Here is a 17,307-nt window from a genome sequence, read left to right as displayed (position 1 = left end):
AATTGCGGTTACTATTCCTTTAGGCTATCTACTTTATTTAGACCTTAATTTTCGTTTTCAGGCAAAGGACACCCTATGAGCCATGTTGCGCCGTCGGTAGCGCAAGAAGATGACGCTAAATCAACAGCATGGAGGTATGCCGTTGCAGGTGCCAGGGACCTGAGAATCGACTTTATGCGCGGCATTGCCCTCGTCATGATGGTCGTGGCGCATACGGAGGTGATGTCGGTATTTAATATATTCTCCTGGGAGCGTTTTGGGTTAACAACCGGTGCAGAAGGTTTTGTTATTCTCTCGGGGTTTATGCTGGGCATGCTGAACCGCGCGCGTTTGCAAAAAGTGGTTTTGCTCACGGTTTCCTGGGGGCTTTATCTCAGGGCGTGGAAAATATATCGTGTAAATATCATTATCATAGTGTCCTTTATTCTCCTGGCCTATATCCCGCATATTAACGTTTTCGAGGTCACCCATTTTACCGACCGTTTTTCGGGTGAAAGCTGGTCGCTTTATCCTGTTACGCCGCAAATTAAAGAGACCTGGTTCAACATTATCCTCTATTTGCAGATCGGCCCTCATCAGACGCAAATTCTGGGGCTGTATATCTTTTTGCTGCTACTCAGCCCGCTATTTTTGGGGATGCTGCAGAAAGGAAAGGTCTGGTGGCTGCTGGGGCTGTCGCTGCTGGTGTACGGCTTGTGGCAGCGCTGGCCGCTTCGGCTGACGCCGTCGGAATTCGAATTTGCCTTCCCGCTGCTCGCCTGGCAGTTCATCTTTGTGCTGGGCATGGCCAGCGGTTGGTATAAAGCCGAACTGCTCTCTTTCGCCCGGACGCCTCCGGGGAAAGGGGTGGTAGTGGCGCTGGTTATGGTGTCGCTGGTGCTGGGATTTGTCGCCCAGAACCATACCAACCCGTTTATGCCGCCCGCGCTGCTGATGCACGTCATCCCGCCTGACAGCTTCAATTCGTTTTATCACACCTGGGCGGCGAAGAACGGGCTGGGCCCGGTGCGGGTGTTAAACGATATCGCCCTGATGGTCACCGTCTACCTGGTGCTGACGTATTGCTGGACGCCGCTCAATCGCCTGCTGGGATGGTTCCTGATCCCGCTAGGCCAGCACTCGCTTTATACCTTTATTTTGCATGTGTACGTGGTGCTGCTGGTGAGCCAGTTCATCACCTTCGACTTATGGCGTCACGCCTGGATAGAGAACACGTTAGTGCATGCGGCGGCACTGGGTATTTTGTGGCTGATGGCAAAATACGACGTCGGCGCACGCTGGATACCTAACTAAGGATGGCGGTTATGCGCGAAAAATGGCTTCTGGCGGGCGTGCTGCTCGCCGCGATACCCGCCGCGGAGGCGGCGAAAAGCAGCGAAAATGAATCCCTGCGCGATAAGAACGGTGAACCCGTTCAGGCTGGCGTCTTTACCAGCCGCTGGGGGCGCCTGTTCTCGGGTAACGACAAGAAATTCTCAGGTGCGCTGAGCTTTAGCTCGGGACTGAAAGAGCAGTGGATGAGCATTCCGAACAGTTCAGACACCGCCACGGAAAAGAAAAAGTTTAACCAGACGCTAAATCTCAGCCTTCAGTATTCCCCCTACAGCTTCTGGTTTGCCAACATTACGTCCCGACTGCCGGTCAGAGACACCAGCCGCTACACCGCCGATTTTCGCTACAGCTTCGGCTACGATGACTGGCACGCCAACACGGTGAGCCTGGTTTACAGCAACTACGGCGATAACCATTTCTGGACGTCGGGCAGCCGGAGACATACCTATTTCGAACAGGGCGCCTTCACGCTGGCCTATAAGTTTTCGCTACCGAAACCGGTCGAAAACACGCTCCTGATTAATAAAGGGGATTCCATCATTTGCCAGGTCGGGTACAGCTGGGTGCCGCGCTACTACGACCTCAGCAGCGATGACATTCGCAAAAATAAAAACGTTATGCTCGGCGGCTGCGGCTACACCTTCAAACAACATTTCTTCGTTCGCGCGACGGCATTCTGGTTCCCGGACAGCAGCCAGCAGCAGCCCTGGAACGGCGATTACAGCTACAGCTTCGGTTATGCCGGCTATACGCCGGGTTCGTTCTCCATCCAGTACGCGAACTATGCGGGAACGCGCTATCCGGGGCACGGCAACGGGAATGCAAAATTCAGGGAAGGGACCGTGAGCCTCATCTGGTTCTTACCGCTATAGGAGGGATGTATGTCGGCGCTGCACGTGTTAATCGTTGAAGATTCGCTGATTTATCGTCGGTTACTCTCCCGAATGCTCACCCAGTGGGGGTATATCGTGAGCGAGGCGGAAAACGGCGTCGCCGCGCTGGAAATACTTTCCAGCCAGCCGATCAGCATGGTGATAAGCGACTGGGACATGCCGGAAATGGACGGTCTCACGCTGTGTCAGACCATCCGCAACCGTCAGTTTGGCCACTATGTGTATCTCATTCTTTTGACGGCCCGCGAGAATGCAGGGGATTTAACGCAGGGTTTTGATGCCGGGGCGGACGACTTTTTAAGCAAGCCGGTCGAGCAGGATGAACTGCGGGCGCGGCTCCACGCCGGGGTCCGTATTTTGACCCTGGAGGCGACCCTCGCGGCGCACAACAAGCGCCTGAGTGAAGCGTTGCATCAGATTGAACAGGATCTTGAACTCGCGGCGCGCGTTCAGCACTCGGTGCTGCCTTCGCACCGCTTACGTTTTGGGAACTACTTTTCCGACTGGCTTTTCATGCCGTCAGCCTGGGTCTCAGGCGATGTGTTCAATATTTTTCCACTCGATTCTCACATTGGATTCTATTGCGTGGATGTGTCCGGGCACGGCGTGGGTGCCGCGATGATGTCCCTCGCGGTGGCGCGCCAGTTCTTACATGGTCGGGTGGTAGACCGTTTTTTGTTTACCGATCGGGGCGGCATTCAGTCGCCTGCGGAGGTGATCAGGATCCTGAACAGCCGCTTTTGCAGTGAAGAGAGCGACATCACCAGCTATTTCACCATCATTTACGGCGTGATTGATCCAGAAAGTGGGAAGGGGTTGTTGTGTCAGGCCGGGCATCCAACTCCCGTCATTGTGAACGCAAACAGCGCCGTCACGTCCGTGGGCGATGGCGGTCCGCCGGTCGGGCTGATGCCTGACCTGAGCTGGGAGGACGTCGCGTTTACCCTCAATCCGGGGGATCGCTTATGCTTATTCAGTGACGGTATCACGGAGTGTGAGAACGTCAGCGGCGAGCAGTTTGGCCCGCAGCGTCTCGAACGCTGGCTTCATGAGCATGTCCGGCTCCCGGTTGACCAGCTCCTGCCGCGGTTCGGTGACCACCTGACCGGCTGGCGCAACGAAAATCTTGATGAACCGACCGCCTTAACCGATGACGTTTCACTGCTCGTGATCGAGCGTCAGGGAGAACAGAATGATTATTAACACCGAACGACTACCGCACGCCAACATTCTCACGCCCGCGGTCCGGCGGCTGGATGCCTCCGTTGCCGCGACGTTTAAAGCGTCCGTGACGGAGGAAATTGGCGACGATCGCAAGGCTTTGATTGTCGACTTCAGCAAAGTGGATTTCATCGACAGCAGCGGGCTGGGAATGCTGGTGTCGTTGTTTAAGCTGATGAACGGGAAAGGCGACATGGCGCTGTGCTCCCTGAACCCCGGGATAATGAATATGTTCACCCTGACCCGCATGGATCGCATATTCCGTATCTATCCGGATAAAAGCAGCGCGCTTGCGCAGCTGGGGCAGTAGATGCAGACGCCGGTACAGGCAGAATTTCCGGCGGTGCTCGGTTCCCTGACGCCGCTGGCCGGCTGGCTGGAAGAGCGGCTGAGGGCGCTTCCCGTAGATGACGAGTGGCGTTTCGCGCTCGATCTCGCCGTCTGTGAGGTGGCGACGAATATCATCCGCCACGCGCTGCATGAGGATGCCTCGCGCGCATTCAGCGTACGGTTCGACATCCGCGACAGCGATGTCTGCATTGTTTTTACCGACGCGGGTGACGCGTTCCCGCTGGAGCGGCTTGAGGCCGCCAGGCGAGACCGTTTTTGTGAAATCTCGCCGCTGCTGGAGAGCGGCAGGGGGCTGATGCTCATTTTACTGAGCGTCGATCGTTTCACTGTGGAACGCGTGACGGGTGAAAACATCGCCACGCTTGAAAAGAAAATCAGCGTATGACCCGCGGGCCATACGCGCGGTGTTTTTATTTCGCGTTGCCAGCAAACAGCTCCGGCGCCCACGGACGCGGATCCACCTCCATAAACGGCGCGCGCTCGAAGCGATCCTTCAGCGCCCACGGCACCGTGCAGTCGAAGATGGTCTTGCAGGAGATGCCGTTGCCGCGAATCGAGGTGCTGTAATCCGGCGACTGGGACGGATCCAGCTGGTGGCCGCGGATCCCCGGAATATTGGTGATGCTGACATCGCCCTGCATGCGGGTGGTCATCGCCCACAGGATATCGTCACTGTCGAAAATATCCACGTCTTCGTCGACCAGAATAATGTTTTTCAGCTCCGAATAGGTGGCTAAGGCGATGAGCGCCGCCTGGCCCTGCCGTCCTTCGTCTGACGGTTGGCGTTTTTTCACCTGCAGTATCCCGAGGAACTTGCCGCCGCCCGCGGTATGCGCATAGACGTTTTGCAGGAAGCCCGGAATCGCCTCCTCAACGGCATTGCGGATGCTGGCCTCCGTCGGCAGTCCGGCCAGCGTGGTATGTTCTTCCCCCGGACCCACCAGCGTCTGCAGGATCGCGTGGTTTCGCATGGTCACGGCTTTCACTTTAATCACCGGCAGGGAGGGGTTCGCCTCGCCGCAGTAGCCCGGGAACTCCGGCATCGCGTGGCCGGTGTTGGTATGCTGATCCTCTCTCACGCGCACGCCCGGCAGCAGTTCACCTTCGATGATGATTTCCGCCCGCGCGATGGCTTTCTCTTTGACCGCCACGCCCTGCACCAACTCGACCGGCTGCTGGCGCAGCGCCCCGGCGACGCCCAGCTCGTTGTAGCCAAACGGCGTGGTCGGGGCCTCAAAGCACGCGCCGATGTAGATGGCGGGGTCGAGACCCATGTTGATCGTCACCGGCAGCGGTTTTCCGGCATCTTCCGCCTTTTTTCGGAACACTTCGATATGGCGCCCGGCGGCAAGGAACATGGAAAGCTCGTCGCGCTCCTGCACGCAGAGGCGGTGAATGGTGACATCCGTCAGCGAGCTGTCTTCCGGATCGCTTGCCAGCACCAGTCCCAGACAGAAGAACGGACCCGCATCAATCGGCGTGTTGGTCGGGGCCGGAAGCAGCTTGCGCAGATCGAAGTCAGGATCGTCAGCGTAGAAGACCTGTTCCTGACATGGAGCCTGCGAGGCCGGAACGACAACCGGCGCAACCGGCTTTTTCACCGCCTGGCCGACGTGTTTTGCCAGTTCAGAAGGCTCGCAGCCTAACAGCAGCGCCGCGCGCTCGCGGCTGGCGTGCATGCCCACCAGGATGCGGGAGTGCGGATAGCCCTTAATGCTGTTGAACATCATGGCCGGGCCCGTGCGGGTCGGACGTTTGACCGTGCCGCCTGCGCCGATATGGCGATAGACGCCCGCCAGTTCGGCGTTGGGGTCGACCGGACGATCGGTTTCAATATACTGCCCGTCGTGGCGCTGCAGTAAGGCGATGGCGCTGCGAAGATCGTTAATCTTGTTTTCCATATTTTCCTCCCTCGGTTGAATCCCTCCATTTTTATGGCAATGACCAATAGCATCAATTGCATCATTACTGTTAAATTGATAATGAAATTTATATCAATACAGGGAGACGTCTCGTGCAGTTTCGTCAGATGCGCCACTTCATCGTCGTGGCCGAAGAGCTCCACATGCACCGGGCCGCCGAGCGTCTGAACATGGCGCAGCCGGCGCTGAGCCAGCAGATAAAGGCCCTGGAAGAACGTTTAGGCGTCACGCTTTTCAGCCGGGCGAACCGCCGCTTGACCCTGACGCCCGCGGGCGAAGCATTTCTCGTGAAAGCCCGGCTTGCCATCTCGCTGACCGAACAGGCGGTGCTGGACGCCAGACAAACGGCACGGGGCGAGCAGGGGGTGTTAAACCTCGGGTGCGTGTCGAGCGCGATGTTTGACGGCAGGCTGCCCGCCGCGCTGCGCCAGATGCACACCCGCTGGCCGGCCATTACCATGTCCCTGATGACCGGAAACGTGCAGACACTCTACGCCGCCGTGCAGAGCAACCAGCTGGATGTGGCCATCATCCGCGCGCCGCTGCCGTCGCTGCCGGACGATCTGCAAAGCCGCCCGTTCGCCTCGGAGAAAACGGTGCTGGCGCTGTATCGTCAGCATCCGCTGGCCGGGTCCGCCGCGCTGACGCTTTCGTCGGTGAAAGACGAAAAATGGATCTCCCTGCGCGACCCGGAGGGAATGGGGCTGGAGCAGTACTTCTATGATGCCTGCAGCGGAGCGGGCTTTCAGCCGGACGTCGTGCAGAACGCGACCGACGTGCCCACGGTGATAAGCCTGGTTTCGGCGGGGTTTGGGCTGGCGCTGCTCCCCGCGTCGGCAAAGGCGGTGAGCGTCGAGAATGTCGTCTACGTGGACATCCTCGACCGGCTGCGGGAGAGCGAACTCACCCTGGTTTGCCACCGGATTATTCGCTCAGAGGTGCTTAAAAAGTTTCTGGTAACGCTCGATCACACCTGACGTCCGGCGGCCCGCAGCAGCTGTTCGCGCAGCCAGGCATTCGCCGGATCCTGGCTGTTTTTCGGGTGCCAGTACATGTTGATGGTAATCGGCTGGAGCGGCAGCGGTGGTGCAAAGAGATCCAGCGTGCAGGCAAACTGCTTCAGCATCCGTTCCGGCAGGGTGCACACCAGGTCCGTACCGGCAATAAGTGCTGGCGCCACGGCATAGCTCTGGGTGGACATGGCGACGTGTCGCTGGTAGCCCAGCCCGGCGAGGGTTTGGTCAACAAAGCCGCTAAACGGATCCCCCGCCGACGACACCACCAGATGGGAAAGCGCGCAGTAGCTATCCAGATCTAACGGACCCGTTCCGCGCGGATGGCCTTTACGCTGGGCGGTGGCAAACGCGTCGTCGAGGAGTTTGCGCCTCACCCATCCCTCATGGGCACCTGCGCTCACGCCAATGTAGATATCCACATCGCCGTTTTCCAGCTGCTGCGGCAGGTCAGCTATCTCCGGCAGGGCGAAGCGCAGGCGGATACCGGGGGCATCGGTTCTAATCTGGTTAAGCAGCCCGGTGCCGAGCATCAGCGCCGGATTCTCATGCAGCGCGATTACAAAGGTCCGGCTGCTGGTTTGCGCATCAAACGCGGTGGGTGCAAACATCGCGCTGATGCCGCGCAGCACGCTTGCCACCTGCGGCCTGAGCGCTTCCGCTCGCGGCGTGGGCAATACCCCGCGTCCATGCGGGGAGGGAATAAACAGCGGTTCGCCAAACAGCGTGCGCAGACGCGCCAGACGGGCGGACAGCGCAGGCTGGCTGATGCCCAGCCGCGCGGCCGCATGGGTGATATTCCTGTCCTGAAGCAGGGCGTCCAGGGTCAGGATCAGGTCTATGTCCATATCAGAGATGGGCGTCATCTTATTTCGCGCTGCTGGCGTCACGGTTGGTATAGGTCACAGGGACCCAGGCATAGCCGCCTTTCGCGCCTTTCGTCACATAGCCGATGCCCGGGAAAGGCAGGTGCGGGGCGGCAACCAGGTCCTTGTTTTTCACAAAGTCAGCGAACGCATGCTCGCGAACGGTTGCCGCTTTGTTCTGATCTTCATCGTAGGTGATGGTCACCGCAGGCTGCGGGAACTGAACCGCCGCGGCATGAATGATGTCGCCGACAAAGGTGATCTTCTCGCCTTTACTTGTCAGCGTGTAGAAGGCTGAGCCCGGCGTGTGTCCGGGATGAACCGTGCCGGTCAGCCCCGGTAGAATCTCCGATGTGCCGCTAAACGGCACCACTTTTCCCGCATCCAGATAGAGTTTTAAGGTCTTCTGCGCGACGTCAAAGTAGTTCTTGCCGTAGCCGGTTTTCTTCTGGTTGTCGTCATTAAAGAAAAAGTCGATATCCGGTTTGCCAACGAAAACGCGCGCGTTGCTGAACACCACTTTTCCATCCTTCACCAGGCCACCGGCATGATCGGAGTGGGCGTGGGTCAGCAGGACTTCAGTAATGTCTTCGGGTTTTATCCCCTGCGTGGCGAGGCTTTCAACCAGACGTCCGCCGGTATCAGGGCCAAAGAGCTGGCCCGAGCCGGTATCCACCAGGATTTTATGTCCGGGTATCGCAATCAGAAAAGCGTTGATGGAGACCTCAGCCGGGTTGGTCTGAAAGTTTTTCGCGAGCAGCGCATCAATGTTTTGCGGCGTGGTCCGGCGCAGCAGCTTGTGCAGATCCTGCGCGACGGTCCCGTCGGTAAACGAGGTGACCAGAACGTCGCCGACCTGCACGCTGTAACCGCCCGCCGGTTGTTTAACGACGTGCTGGGGCGTCTCCGCCGAGGCCTGGAGCGCAGGGTAAAAAAGCAGTGAACTGGAAATCAGCGTGGAAAGAGCAAGTTTTTTCACGGTAAGCATACGAGTCTCCTTTGTAAGTGCTCATCTTACTGCTCCGTAAAATTATAAGAACCTGCCCAGAAATGATAGGACCTATAAACGGGATGGATAGGAAACCGAAGGGCCGGGAAGGCGCGCGATAGCTTTCCCGGCCCGTAGACATTATTTTTTCAGCGGTACGTTCCAGCTGTCCGGCGTGGCTTTGGACCATGAGCCATAAGCGGCATTAGGCAGCACAATCCAGTCGTTGCCGAAGCGTTCGGCGCTGGCTTCAACCAGCTCACGCTGCTGCTCGCTCGGCTTTTTGTTTTTAAACTGCACGGCGAAGTCCGGCAGGCTGTCGCCGAACAGCATCACGATCTGCTGCTTTTTGAGGATGCTCTGGCGACGCTCTTCCTTGCTGACCGTATCCAGCAGCACGCTTTCGTCAGATACCTGCGGCAGGCCGAGAGCGTTTAACGTCTTCAGCGTGTCGGCTTTGTTTTCCTGCATACGATCCGAAACGTAGTAGATGCGGACCTTGCTTTGATTCACGTGCTCAAGAAACGCTTTCGCCCCCGGAATTAAGCCGGGTTTTCCCTGTTTCTCCCAGTCGCTCCAGGTGTCCCATTTCGTATAGTCGTGACACTGCTCCATGTCGCGCACCAGCAGAGGGGTGTTATCCAGTACCGTTTCATCCAGGTCCATTACCACGGCGTAATTTTCGGGCGTTTTCAGATCCTTTAACTTTTCGTTGAAACGCTCGGTGGCAAACCGATAGGTTTGCAGCTGAAGGGCCATAATCTCTGCCGATTTCTGCTGATAGCGCAGCGCCATTTCGTACGCTTTCGGTTCACACAGGTCGTGCTCCGCGGCCGTCGCCGCTGCCGTTGCACTCAAAACAGGTAATGCCAGCAGTAATGCCTTAGCCATTGAATTCACGCTTCTTTCCTCAACACCGTGGTTAAAATCCCGAAAGCGTAATGAAATTCAGTGACAGAAATATGACCGCGATGTGGCAATGTGTTTCCGCTAGACCAGCATGTAATACCAGAACAGGGCGACCTCGTCTTTTTCCGGTAGGGCGTTGTAGAGATAACGATCGTATCCGCCCAGGGTGAACCCGTAGTTACGGTAAAACAGACAGGCAGAGACGTTCACATTTTGTGTTTCAAGCCGTAATCCCGGCGCGTTTACGCTGCGGGCCCACACGTGCGCGGCGGCCATCAATTTTTGCGCGGCGCCGGTTCTGCGTTTCGTGCGATCCACGGCTATGTAATCCACCGAGATAAACTTATTCCAGCCGATTGACGCGGTAATAAATCCGGCTATTTCACCGTCGTCTGTTTCCGCCACAAGAAATATGGCGTCCGGATTAACGCAATGGTTTTCAAGGGTTTGAATGTCGAGTTCGTAGGTTTTTATCCAGGGCTCGGCGACGGCTTCGATATGCAAATCACAATGGATAAAGGGCTCTCGCGCAATGTGGCTAATGGTGAAAGAAAAGTCACAACATTCAAGACGGACGAGGTCCGTATTTAATCCTTTTCGAATCTGCATAGTATTCCCGATAGTGAGTTATTTCATAAAGAATAGACGAAGCGGTTAAATCCGCTGAGCTCACGCACTTTTAATCCTGAACTAAGCTTGTACTTCGTTCCGCGTAAAATGTGGGTCATTCGAGGACAATGAATGGAATTCAGGACATTTCAAAAGCAGTGGGGTGCTGAGTTTATTTCCGATGACGTTGTACGTTTTCGCGTCTGGGCAGAAGGACAGAAAGAACTTACGCTACGTCTTGCCGCCACCGATGTGCCGATGACGGCAACAGGCGGCGGCTGGTTCCAGGCAGACGTCCCTGGCGTCACGCACGGTGCAGAATATCAGTTTGTTCTTCAGGACGGCATGGCGGTGCCCGATCCCGCCTCGCGGGCGCAAAAGGACGACGTTAACGGCCCCTCGGTGGTGATCGATCCCCGACGTTACCAGCCGGTCAACCGCGACTGGGCAGGGCGTCCGTGGGAAGAGACGGTCATTTACGAACTGCATATCGGCACCTTCACTCCGGAGGGCACCTTCCGGTCGGCCATCGACAAGCTGCCGTATCTGGCAGAACTCGGGATTACCCAGCTTGAAGTGATGCCCGTCTCCCAGTTTGGCGGTTCCCGCGGCTGGGGATATGACGGCGTGCTGCTGTATGCCCCACACTCAGCGTACGGCACGCCGGAGGATTTCCACGCGTTTATCGACGCCGCGCACGGGCTGGGGCTTTCCGTGGTGCTGGATATCGTGCTCAACCACTTTGGGCCCGAAGGAAACTATCTGCCTCTGCTGTCGCCCGCGTTTTTTGATGCACAGCGGATGACGCCGTGGGGTAACGGCATCGCCTACGAGCGCGAGCCGGTCAGGCAGTACATCACCGACGCGCCGCTCTACTGGCTGACGGAATACCGTCTGGACGGCCTGCGCTTTGATGCCATCGACCAGATTAAAGACGGCTCGGACACGCACATTCTCGAGGAGATTGCCGCAAAAATTCGCGAGGCCATTCCCCACCGGCACGTTCACCTGACCACGGAAGACAGCCGCAACGTGATTTTTCTGCATCCGCGCGATGAACAGGGCCACACGCCGCTGTTTACCGGCGAGTGGAACGATGACTTCCACAACGCCGCCCACGTGTTTGCTACCGGTGAGACGCACGCCTATTACCAGGACTTTGCCTTTGAGCCGGAGAAAAAGTTCGCCCGGGCGCTGGCGGAAGGCTTTGTCTACCAGGGCGAGATTTCGCTGCAAACCGGCGAATCCCGCGGGGTGGAATGCCACTCGCAGCCGCCGCAGTTCTTCGTCGATTTTATTCAAAACCACGATCAGACCGGCAATCGCGCCCAGGGCGAGCGGCTTATCTCCCTCGCGGGTGCCGACAAGACGCGGGTGCTGCTTGCCGCGCTGCTGCTCTCCCCGCATATCCCGCTGCTGTTTATGGGCGAGGAGTTCGGTGAAACGCATCCGTTCCTGTTCTTCACCGATTTTCACGGCGAACTGGCAAAGGCGGTGCGGGAAGGGCGCGCGAAAGAGTTTACCGGTCACGCCGGACACGATGAAGCCGTTCCGGACCCGAATGACGTGAACACCTTTGTTCGCTCAAAGCTCGACTGGCATAAGATTGCCACCGACGAGGGCAAAACGTGGCTGCGCTACACGCGCAATCTGCTGACGCTGCGTCATCGCCATATCGTTCCGCTTCTGCATCCGCGCGGTGCCGTTGAGGGCCATGTGCTCAAGACCGCGCCCGGCATGGTGGCGGTGTGCTGGCGCTTTCCGTCGGGGACGCTCTCGCTGGCGCTTAATATCGGCATTAAGCCCGTCGCGCTGCCCGATCTCGCGGGTGAGACGCGCTTTGCCTGGCCGGAAGTCTCTGACGTTTTACCCCCGAACGGTATTGTCGTTCGCTTTGCTGATGGAGAAGCATCGTTATGATCCCTTCCGCCACGTACCGAATTCAGTTCCGTAACGGCATGACCTTTGACCGCGTTGTGGCGCTGGTGCCGTATATGAAGGACCTCGGCATCAGCCACCTTTACGCGTCGCCCGTGTTCACTGCCACGACGGGGTCTACCCACGGCTATGACGTGACCAACCCGAATGAAATCGACCCCGCGATCGGCGGACGAGACGGTTTCGACCGCATGGCGGCGGCGCTTAAGCAGGCCGGTATGGGGCTGATTCTGGATATCGTCCCCAACCATATGTCCACCTCGCTGGAAAACGCCTGGTGGCGCGACGTGATTGAATATGGCCAGCAGAGCCGCTATTTCCGCTACTTCGATATCGACGGGTCACGACCGCTTACGCTGCCGTTTCTTGGCGATACCTTTGAGGCGGAGCTGGAGAAGGGTGCCATCACCTTAAAACGTGACCCTGTCACGGAAAAGGCCGCACTGGTTTACTACGACGCCGAGTATCCGCTCAACCCGGGTACCTACAGCGAGGAGAAGAGCATAGCCGAGCTGCACGACGCGCAAAGCTGGCGGCTTATGTCCTGGCGGGAGGCGCCGAAGCAGCTCTCATGGCGGCGCTTCTTTGAGATAACCGGGCTGGTCGGCGTTCGGGTTGAGGATGATGCGGTCTTCGACGACACGCACCGGCTGATCCTTGAGCTGGTCCACGCGGGCGTGGTGGACGGCCTGCGCATTGACCATGTCGACGGTCTGGCGGATCCGCTGGGCTATCTGCAGCGCCTGCGGCAGGCGGCCGGGCCCGACTGCTACATCACGGTCGAAAAGATTCTCGCCAAAGGGGAACAGCTCCCCGCTGACTGGCCGGTATCCGGCACCACCGGCTACGAGTTTATCGCCTCGCTGGCGGAAGTGCTGGTCGACGACGATAGCCTGGGGCGTCTGGAGAAAATCCACGACGAGACGCTGGGCATCACGGTCGATCGCCATGCGGAACTGCGCGATGCCAAAGGCCTGATGGCCGATCGCAATTTTGAGGGTGAATTCACCACGCTGCTTAACCTTGCTGAGGATCTGGCCCGTCGCAATGAGGTTGCGCTGCCGCGCGAGGAAATCCGTCACGCGCTGCGCGAACTGCTTATCGCCTTTCCGGTCTACCGCACCTACGGCACCCGGGAAGGATTAACCCCGCCGGACGTGGCGCTGCTTAACCGCGTGGTTGCCAGCGTGGAGACGTCGGAAGCGGCGCTCAGCCTGATCGTGCGGATTCTTACCGGCGATCTGCCGGAAGATTGCCGCGAGAGCGCCGCGCTTTTCAGGACCCGCTTCCAGCAGCTGACCGGGCCGCTGATGGCGAAGTCCGTTGAAGACACGCTCTTCTTTCGCCACAACCTCGAGCTTGCGCTCAACGAAGTGGGCGCCGACCCGACGCCGCGCGCGTTTTCATTATCCCGCTTCCACCAGGAAATGCGCATTCGTCTGGCCCGTCAGCCCGATGCGCTGCTTGGCACCTCCACGCACGATACCAAGCGCGGGGAGGATGCCCGCGCGCGCCTTTACACCCTGACGGAAGCCCCGGAGCGGTGGGGCGACAACCTTGCCCGCTGGCGGCAGATGAACCAGACCCAGGTGCGCTTTCTCAATGACGGTACCGCGCCGAACGCCGCCGATACGTGGATGATCTACCAGGCGCTGGCGGGCGTCTGGCCCGCCACGCTGTCACCGGACGACGCCGACGGGCTGAAATCACTGCAAGAACGCTTCCTCGGCTTCCTCGAGAAAGCGCTGCGCGAGGCGAAACAGCGCACCGACTGGATCGACAGCAACGAGAGCTATGAGAGCGTGGTGTTGAGCTACGCGCGGCACCTGCTTTCGCCGGACAACGCCCCGTTCCTGCATGATTTCAGCGAGGCGATGCAGCCCTTTATCCGCGCCGGGTTAATGAACAGCCTCAGCCAGAAGGTGATCAAGCTGACGGCGCCCGGCGTGCCGGATATCTATCAGGGCAGCGAGGCGCTTAACTTTAGCCTCGTCGACCCGGATAACCGACGGGAGCCGGATTTCAACGCGCTGGTGCACAACCTCAGCGCGGCGGATGCCTCGGTGTTTGACAGCCCGGCATGCTGGCGGGACGGGCGCGTTAAGCAGTTTGTTACCGCCACGCTGCTGCGGCTTCGACCGCACTACGACGCGCTTTTCCGCTACGGCGACTGGCTGCCGCTTAAGGTCACCGGCGACCGCGAGGAGAACCTGATTGTGTATGCGCGCGTTAAGGACGACGAGGCGCTGATCGTTGCCGTGCCGCGTCTGGTTTTTGGCGTCACCGCTAATCATCAGCTGTGGGTCAATACCACGGTCGCGTTACCCGACGAACTGGCCGGTAAGCGCTATCGGGATCTGTTCAGCGGCGAGAGCCGCATTCTGCAAGAGACGCTGGATTTAACGTCAGAAAAGGGATGTGTACTGGTTCTGCTTACCTGCGAATAATCGTGGAGAACGAAAATGGCAAAGGATACAACGTTTGAAATTCGGGCCGGTCATGGCCAGCAGTTGGGTGCAAATTATGACGGGAAAGGGGTCAACTTCGCGCTGTTCTCCGCTCACGCTGAACGGGTGGAGCTCTGTCTGTTTGACCCGTCCGGGAAAAAGGAAATCGCCCGGCTGGAGCTGCCGGAGTATACCCATGAGGTCTGGCACGGCTATGTGCCTGACCTGAAGCCGGGCGCGCTGTACGGCTATCGCGTCTACGGCCCCTACGACCCGGAAAATGGTCATCGCTTCAACCCGCATAAGCTGCTTATCGACCCCTACGCTCGCGAACTGGTGGGTGACATCGACTGGAACGACGCCCATTTCGGCTATGAGCTGGGTCATGACGAGCTGGATTTGAGCTTTGATACCCGCGACAGCGCGCCGTTTACGCCGAAATGCAGGGTCATCGACTCGAACGCCTTTGACTGGCAGGATAACAACCGGCCGAACGTACCCTGGCCGCATACCGTTGTCTATGAGAGCCACGTGAAAGGGTTTACCCAGATGAACCCGGCCATTCCGCCCGAGCTGCGGGGCACGTTTGAGGGAATGGGGCACAAAGCCTCTGTCGACTATATCAAAAGCCTCGGCATTACCTCGGTGGAGCTGCTGCCGGTTCACTGGTTTCCGGACGATCGGCACCTGCTCGACCGCGGCCTGAAGAACTTCTGGGGCTATAACACGCTGGGCTTTTTTGCCCCTGCGTCACGCTACTACGGCCCGGCGGGGATCCAGGGCTTTCGCGATATGGTGCGCGCCTATCATGACGCGGGCATCGAGGTCATTCTTGACGTGGTGTACAACCACACGGCGGAAGGGAACGAGCTTGGCCCGACGCTCTCGTTTAAGGGGATTGATAACTACAGCTATTACCGCACGCTCCCGGACCAGCACCGGTATTACATCAACGACACCGGGACGGGAAACACGGTCAACACCTCGCATCCGCGCGTGCTGCAGATGGTGATGGATTCCCTGCGCTACTGGGCGGAATCGATGCACATCGACGGTTTTCGCTTCGACCTCGGGACGATCCTGGGCCGCGAGCCCGAAGGGTTTGACCCGCGCGGCGGTTTTTTTGACGCCATGACCCAGGATCCGGTGTTATCCCGACTGAAGCTGATTGGTGAACCCTGGGATATCGGCCCCGGCGGGTATCAGGTCGGCGGTTTCCCGCCGGGCTGGGGGGAGTGGAACGACAAATACCGCGACACCGTTCGCGAGTACTGGAAGGGGGACAATGTCTCCACGGACTTTGCCGCGCGGCTGCTCGGTTCCGGCGATCTGTACGATCTGCGCGGACGTCGTCCGTGGGCCAGCGTCAATTTTATCACCGCCCACGACGGCTTTACGCTGAATGACCTGGTGTCGTACAACGAGAAGCACAACGCCGACAACGGCGAGGACAATAACGACGGGCATAACGATAACCGCTCATACAACTACGGCGAGGAAGGGCCAACCGAGAACCCGGATATTATTGCTACCCGCGAACGGCAGAAGCGTAATTTCCTGACCACGCTGCTGTTTTCCCACGGCACGCCGATGCTGCTGGCGGGGGACGAGTTTGGCCGCACGCAGAAGGGCAACAACAATGGGTACTGCCAGGACAGTGAGATCTCATGGATCGACTGGAAGGGGCTGTCCGAAAACGACGCTGCGCTGCGCGAGTTTACCCGTCGTCTCATTACCTTGCGCGCGCAACAGCCACTGCTGCGCCGTGAAAGCTGGCGCGACGGGCTGGAGATCCGCTGGTTCAATGCCGGGGGCGGCCCACAGCAGGCCGAGCAGTGGGATGAAGGCTCAACCCTCGGGGTCTCCATCAGCAGGCCGGATCTCAGGCAGGAGGACGGTATCTGGCACGACGTGCTGATGCTGTTCAATCCTTTTGAAGGCACCGTGCCGTTCCAGATCCCGCAGTTTGGCGAAGGGGGATGGGTGCTGGAGCTGTCTACGGCGGATGATGCTGCCACCGGGACAGCGATCACCGAAACCGTAGAGTATGCGCTGGCCGGACGGAGCATTACGCTGTTCCGCCGTCCTTAGTTACAGTGACGCCGCCGCCCGGGCGGCGGTGTCATACAGGGATGAGATCGTGCGTAACAGCTGCGCGGTCTCGCCAATCGACTTCCCGGCAATGCCGCTCTCCGCGTGGATCGCAATCAGACACGCTTCCCGCACGTCCCGGTATTTCATGCACAGCGCTTTCCCTTCCTCCGTGGTAGAGAAAAAGAGTTCTTTACCCGCTTTCTCGCTCGTCACGTAGCCTGCTTTGACCAGTTTTTTCAGGGCATAGGTCACCACGTGGGTATCTTCCACGTTGAGGACGAAGCAGATATCGGCCAGCTTTTTCTTGCGGTCGCGGTGGTTCACGTGATGCAGCAGCGAAACGTCAAAGGCGCCCATATCGGGCTCTCCGGCAGCCGTCATGCAGCGCACCATCCATTTGTTGAACGCGTTGCTGGTCATAATCAGCGCATATTCCAGCTCTGATAACTCCGCGCAGCGCTCGGATACCAGATGGCGGGAAGAGACGATCCGGCCATCGTTGATATCGTCGCGATCGGGTGAAGCACTCTTTTCTGAGGTCATAACGTTCCTTAGCCAGAAATGTAAACTCATCGATAAAATAAGAACATTTTATTGATAATTTGTTTACATGTTTTTGAGGTTCAGATATAGCTTTTTAGCGCAGGTTTTGCGAAGCCTGCCAACAAAACACAACATCGCTCGCCGCAAATTAAAAAAATAGCCGTCGGCGCGCAACGCTCAC

At 58.3% G+C, this 17,307-nt stretch carries 15 protein-coding genes; 9 read left to right on the top strand and 6 right to left on the bottom strand.

Annotated elements, in window-relative coordinates; genetic code table 11:
* The first annotated feature begins 75 nt into the window (after positions 1-75).
* From opgC to KGP22_RS11005, 5 genes are read left to right on the top strand one after another with little or no spacing between them, the layout of a single operon-like run.
* Entirely contained in the window at positions 76-1,293 is a 1,218-nt protein-coding gene (gene opgC / locus KGP22_RS11025) for an OpgC domain-containing protein (RefSeq protein ID WP_136194891.1), read from the top strand.
* Between the two features lie 11 nt (positions 1,294-1,304).
* Entirely contained in the window at positions 1,305-2,204 is a 900-nt protein-coding gene (locus tag KGP22_RS11020) for a hypothetical protein (RefSeq protein WP_143345136.1), read from the top strand.
* A gap of 9 nt (positions 2,205-2,213) precedes the next feature.
* Entirely contained in the window at positions 2,214-3,428 is a 1,215-nt protein-coding gene (locus KGP22_RS11015) for a SpoIIE family protein phosphatase (RefSeq protein ID WP_223582329.1), read from the top strand.
* Positions 3,418-3,756 carry an STAS domain-containing protein gene (locus KGP22_RS11010; protein ID WP_023292380.1) on the top strand — a complete coding sequence of 113 codons (339 nt, stop codon included), beginning with the start codon at positions 3,418-3,420 and terminating at the stop codon, positions 3,754-3,756. Before KGP22_RS11015 ends, KGP22_RS11010 begins: the two co-directional genes overlap by 11 nt.
* Positions 3,757-4,182, top strand: a complete 426-nt coding sequence (locus KGP22_RS11005; RefSeq protein ID WP_111963579.1) for an ATP-binding protein — start codon at positions 3,757-3,759, stop codon at positions 4,180-4,182.
* A 25-nt stretch (positions 4,183-4,207) separates the two neighbouring features.
* Here KGP22_RS11005 and KGP22_RS11000 read toward each other — a convergent pair whose 3' ends face one another.
* Complete coding sequence (locus KGP22_RS11000; protein WP_223582327.1) at positions 4,208-5,698, bottom strand: UbiD family decarboxylase; 1,491 nt, start codon at positions 5,696-5,698, stop codon at positions 4,208-4,210.
* Positions 5,699-5,811: 113 nt separating this feature from the next.
* On the opposite strand from KGP22_RS11000, the gene KGP22_RS10995 reads away from it, so the two are divergent.
* On the top strand, positions 5,812-6,696 hold the full coding sequence (locus tag KGP22_RS10995) for a LysR substrate-binding domain-containing protein (RefSeq protein WP_149366935.1): 885 nt from the start codon (positions 5,812-5,814) through the stop codon (positions 6,694-6,696).
* Here the strand turns inward: KGP22_RS10995 and KGP22_RS10990 are convergent.
* The 4 genes from KGP22_RS10990 to KGP22_RS10975 all read right to left on the bottom strand — a co-directional run bounded on the left by KGP22_RS10990 (position 6,687) and on the right by KGP22_RS10975 (position 10,104).
* Positions 6,687-7,598: a LysR family transcriptional regulator gene (locus KGP22_RS10990; protein ID WP_223582326.1), complete on the bottom strand. Its 912-nt coding sequence runs from the start codon at positions 7,596-7,598 to the stop codon at positions 6,687-6,689. The genes KGP22_RS10995 and KGP22_RS10990 overlap by 10 nt on opposite strands.
* Position 7,599: 1 nt before the next feature.
* The gene (locus KGP22_RS10985) at positions 7,600-8,586 is read right to left on the bottom strand and encodes an MBL fold metallo-hydrolase (protein WP_223582325.1); all 987 of its coding nucleotides are present in this window, start codon (positions 8,584-8,586) and stop codon (positions 7,600-7,602) included.
* Positions 8,587-8,727: 141 nt separating this feature from the next.
* On the bottom strand, positions 8,728-9,486 hold the full coding sequence (locus KGP22_RS10980; protein WP_223582324.1) for a 5'-nucleotidase, lipoprotein e(P4) family: 759 nt from the start codon (positions 9,484-9,486) through the stop codon (positions 8,728-8,730).
* 90 nt (positions 9,487-9,576) lie between these two features.
* A complete protein-coding gene (locus KGP22_RS10975; RefSeq protein ID WP_223582322.1) occupies positions 9,577-10,104 on the bottom strand; it encodes a GNAT family N-acetyltransferase in 528 nt (175 codons plus the stop codon).
* A 132-nt stretch (positions 10,105-10,236) separates the two neighbouring features.
* On the opposite strand from KGP22_RS10975, the gene treZ reads away from it, so the two are divergent.
* From treZ to glgX, 3 genes are read left to right on the top strand one after another with little or no spacing between them, the layout of a single operon-like run.
* Positions 10,237-12,024: a malto-oligosyltrehalose trehalohydrolase gene (gene treZ, locus KGP22_RS10970; protein WP_223582320.1), complete on the top strand. Its 1,788-nt coding sequence runs from the start codon at positions 10,237-10,239 to the stop codon at positions 12,022-12,024.
* A complete protein-coding gene (gene treY, locus KGP22_RS10965) occupies positions 12,021-14,489 on the top strand; it encodes a malto-oligosyltrehalose synthase (RefSeq protein ID WP_223582318.1) in 2,469 nt (822 codons plus the stop codon). Before treZ ends, treY begins: the two co-directional genes overlap by 4 nt.
* A gap of 15 nt (positions 14,490-14,504) precedes the next feature.
* Positions 14,505-16,580 (top strand): glycogen debranching protein GlgX, encoded by a 2,076-nt coding sequence (glgX, locus tag KGP22_RS10960; RefSeq protein WP_223582316.1) that lies wholly within the window; start codon positions 14,505-14,507, stop codon positions 16,578-16,580.
* Here glgX and KGP22_RS10955 read toward each other — a convergent pair whose 3' ends face one another.
* The gene (locus KGP22_RS10955) at positions 16,581-17,126 is read right to left on the bottom strand and encodes a winged helix DNA-binding protein (RefSeq protein ID WP_024908533.1); all 546 of its coding nucleotides are present in this window, start codon (positions 17,124-17,126) and stop codon (positions 16,581-16,583) included.
* Between the last annotated feature and the right edge of the window lie 181 nt (positions 17,127-17,307).

Source organism: Enterobacter sp. JBIWA005 (genome assembly GCF_019968805.1).
Classification (GTDB): Bacteria; Pseudomonadota; Gammaproteobacteria; order Enterobacterales; family Enterobacteriaceae; genus Enterobacter; species Enterobacter vonholyi.
Note: the sequence above shows the minus strand (reverse complement) of the source record. Positions and strands in the feature narration are given on the sequence as shown.

Excerpts from the sequence above, each read along its gene's own strand:
- opgC (WP_136194891.1), top strand. The coding sequence starts at position 76 with ATGAGCCATGTTGCGCCGTCGGTAGCGCAAGAAGATGACGCTAAATCA.
- KGP22_RS11020 (WP_143345136.1), top strand. The coding sequence starts at position 1,305 with ATGCGCGAAAAATGGCTTCTGGCGGGCGTGCTGCTCGCCGCGATACCC.
- KGP22_RS11015 (WP_223582329.1), top strand. The coding sequence starts at position 2,214 with ATGTCGGCGCTGCACGTGTTAATCGTTGAAGATTCGCTGATTTATCGT.
- KGP22_RS11010 (WP_023292380.1), top strand. The coding sequence starts at position 3,418 with ATGATTATTAACACCGAACGACTACCGCACGCCAACATTCTCACGCCC.
- KGP22_RS11005 (WP_111963579.1), top strand. The coding sequence starts at position 3,757 with ATGCAGACGCCGGTACAGGCAGAATTTCCGGCGGTGCTCGGTTCCCTG.
- KGP22_RS11000 (WP_223582327.1), bottom strand. The coding sequence starts at position 5,698 with ATGGAAAACAAGATTAACGATCTTCGCAGCGCCATCGCCTTACTGCAG.
- KGP22_RS10990 (WP_223582326.1), bottom strand. The coding sequence starts at position 7,598 with ATGACGCCCATCTCTGATATGGACATAGACCTGATCCTGACCCTGGAC.
- KGP22_RS10985 (WP_223582325.1), bottom strand. The coding sequence starts at position 8,586 with ATGCTTACCGTGAAAAAACTTGCTCTTTCCACGCTGATTTCCAGTTCA.
- KGP22_RS10975 (WP_223582322.1), bottom strand. The coding sequence starts at position 10,104 with ATGCAGATTCGAAAAGGATTAAATACGGACCTCGTCCGTCTTGAATGT.
- treZ (WP_223582320.1), top strand. The coding sequence starts at position 10,237 with ATGGAATTCAGGACATTTCAAAAGCAGTGGGGTGCTGAGTTTATTTCC.
- treY (WP_223582318.1), top strand. The coding sequence starts at position 12,021 with ATGATCCCTTCCGCCACGTACCGAATTCAGTTCCGTAACGGCATGACC.
- glgX (WP_223582316.1), top strand. The coding sequence starts at position 14,505 with ATGGCAAAGGATACAACGTTTGAAATTCGGGCCGGTCATGGCCAGCAG.
- KGP22_RS10955 (WP_024908533.1), bottom strand. The coding sequence starts at position 17,126 with ATGACCTCAGAAAAGAGTGCTTCACCCGATCGCGACGATATCAACGAT.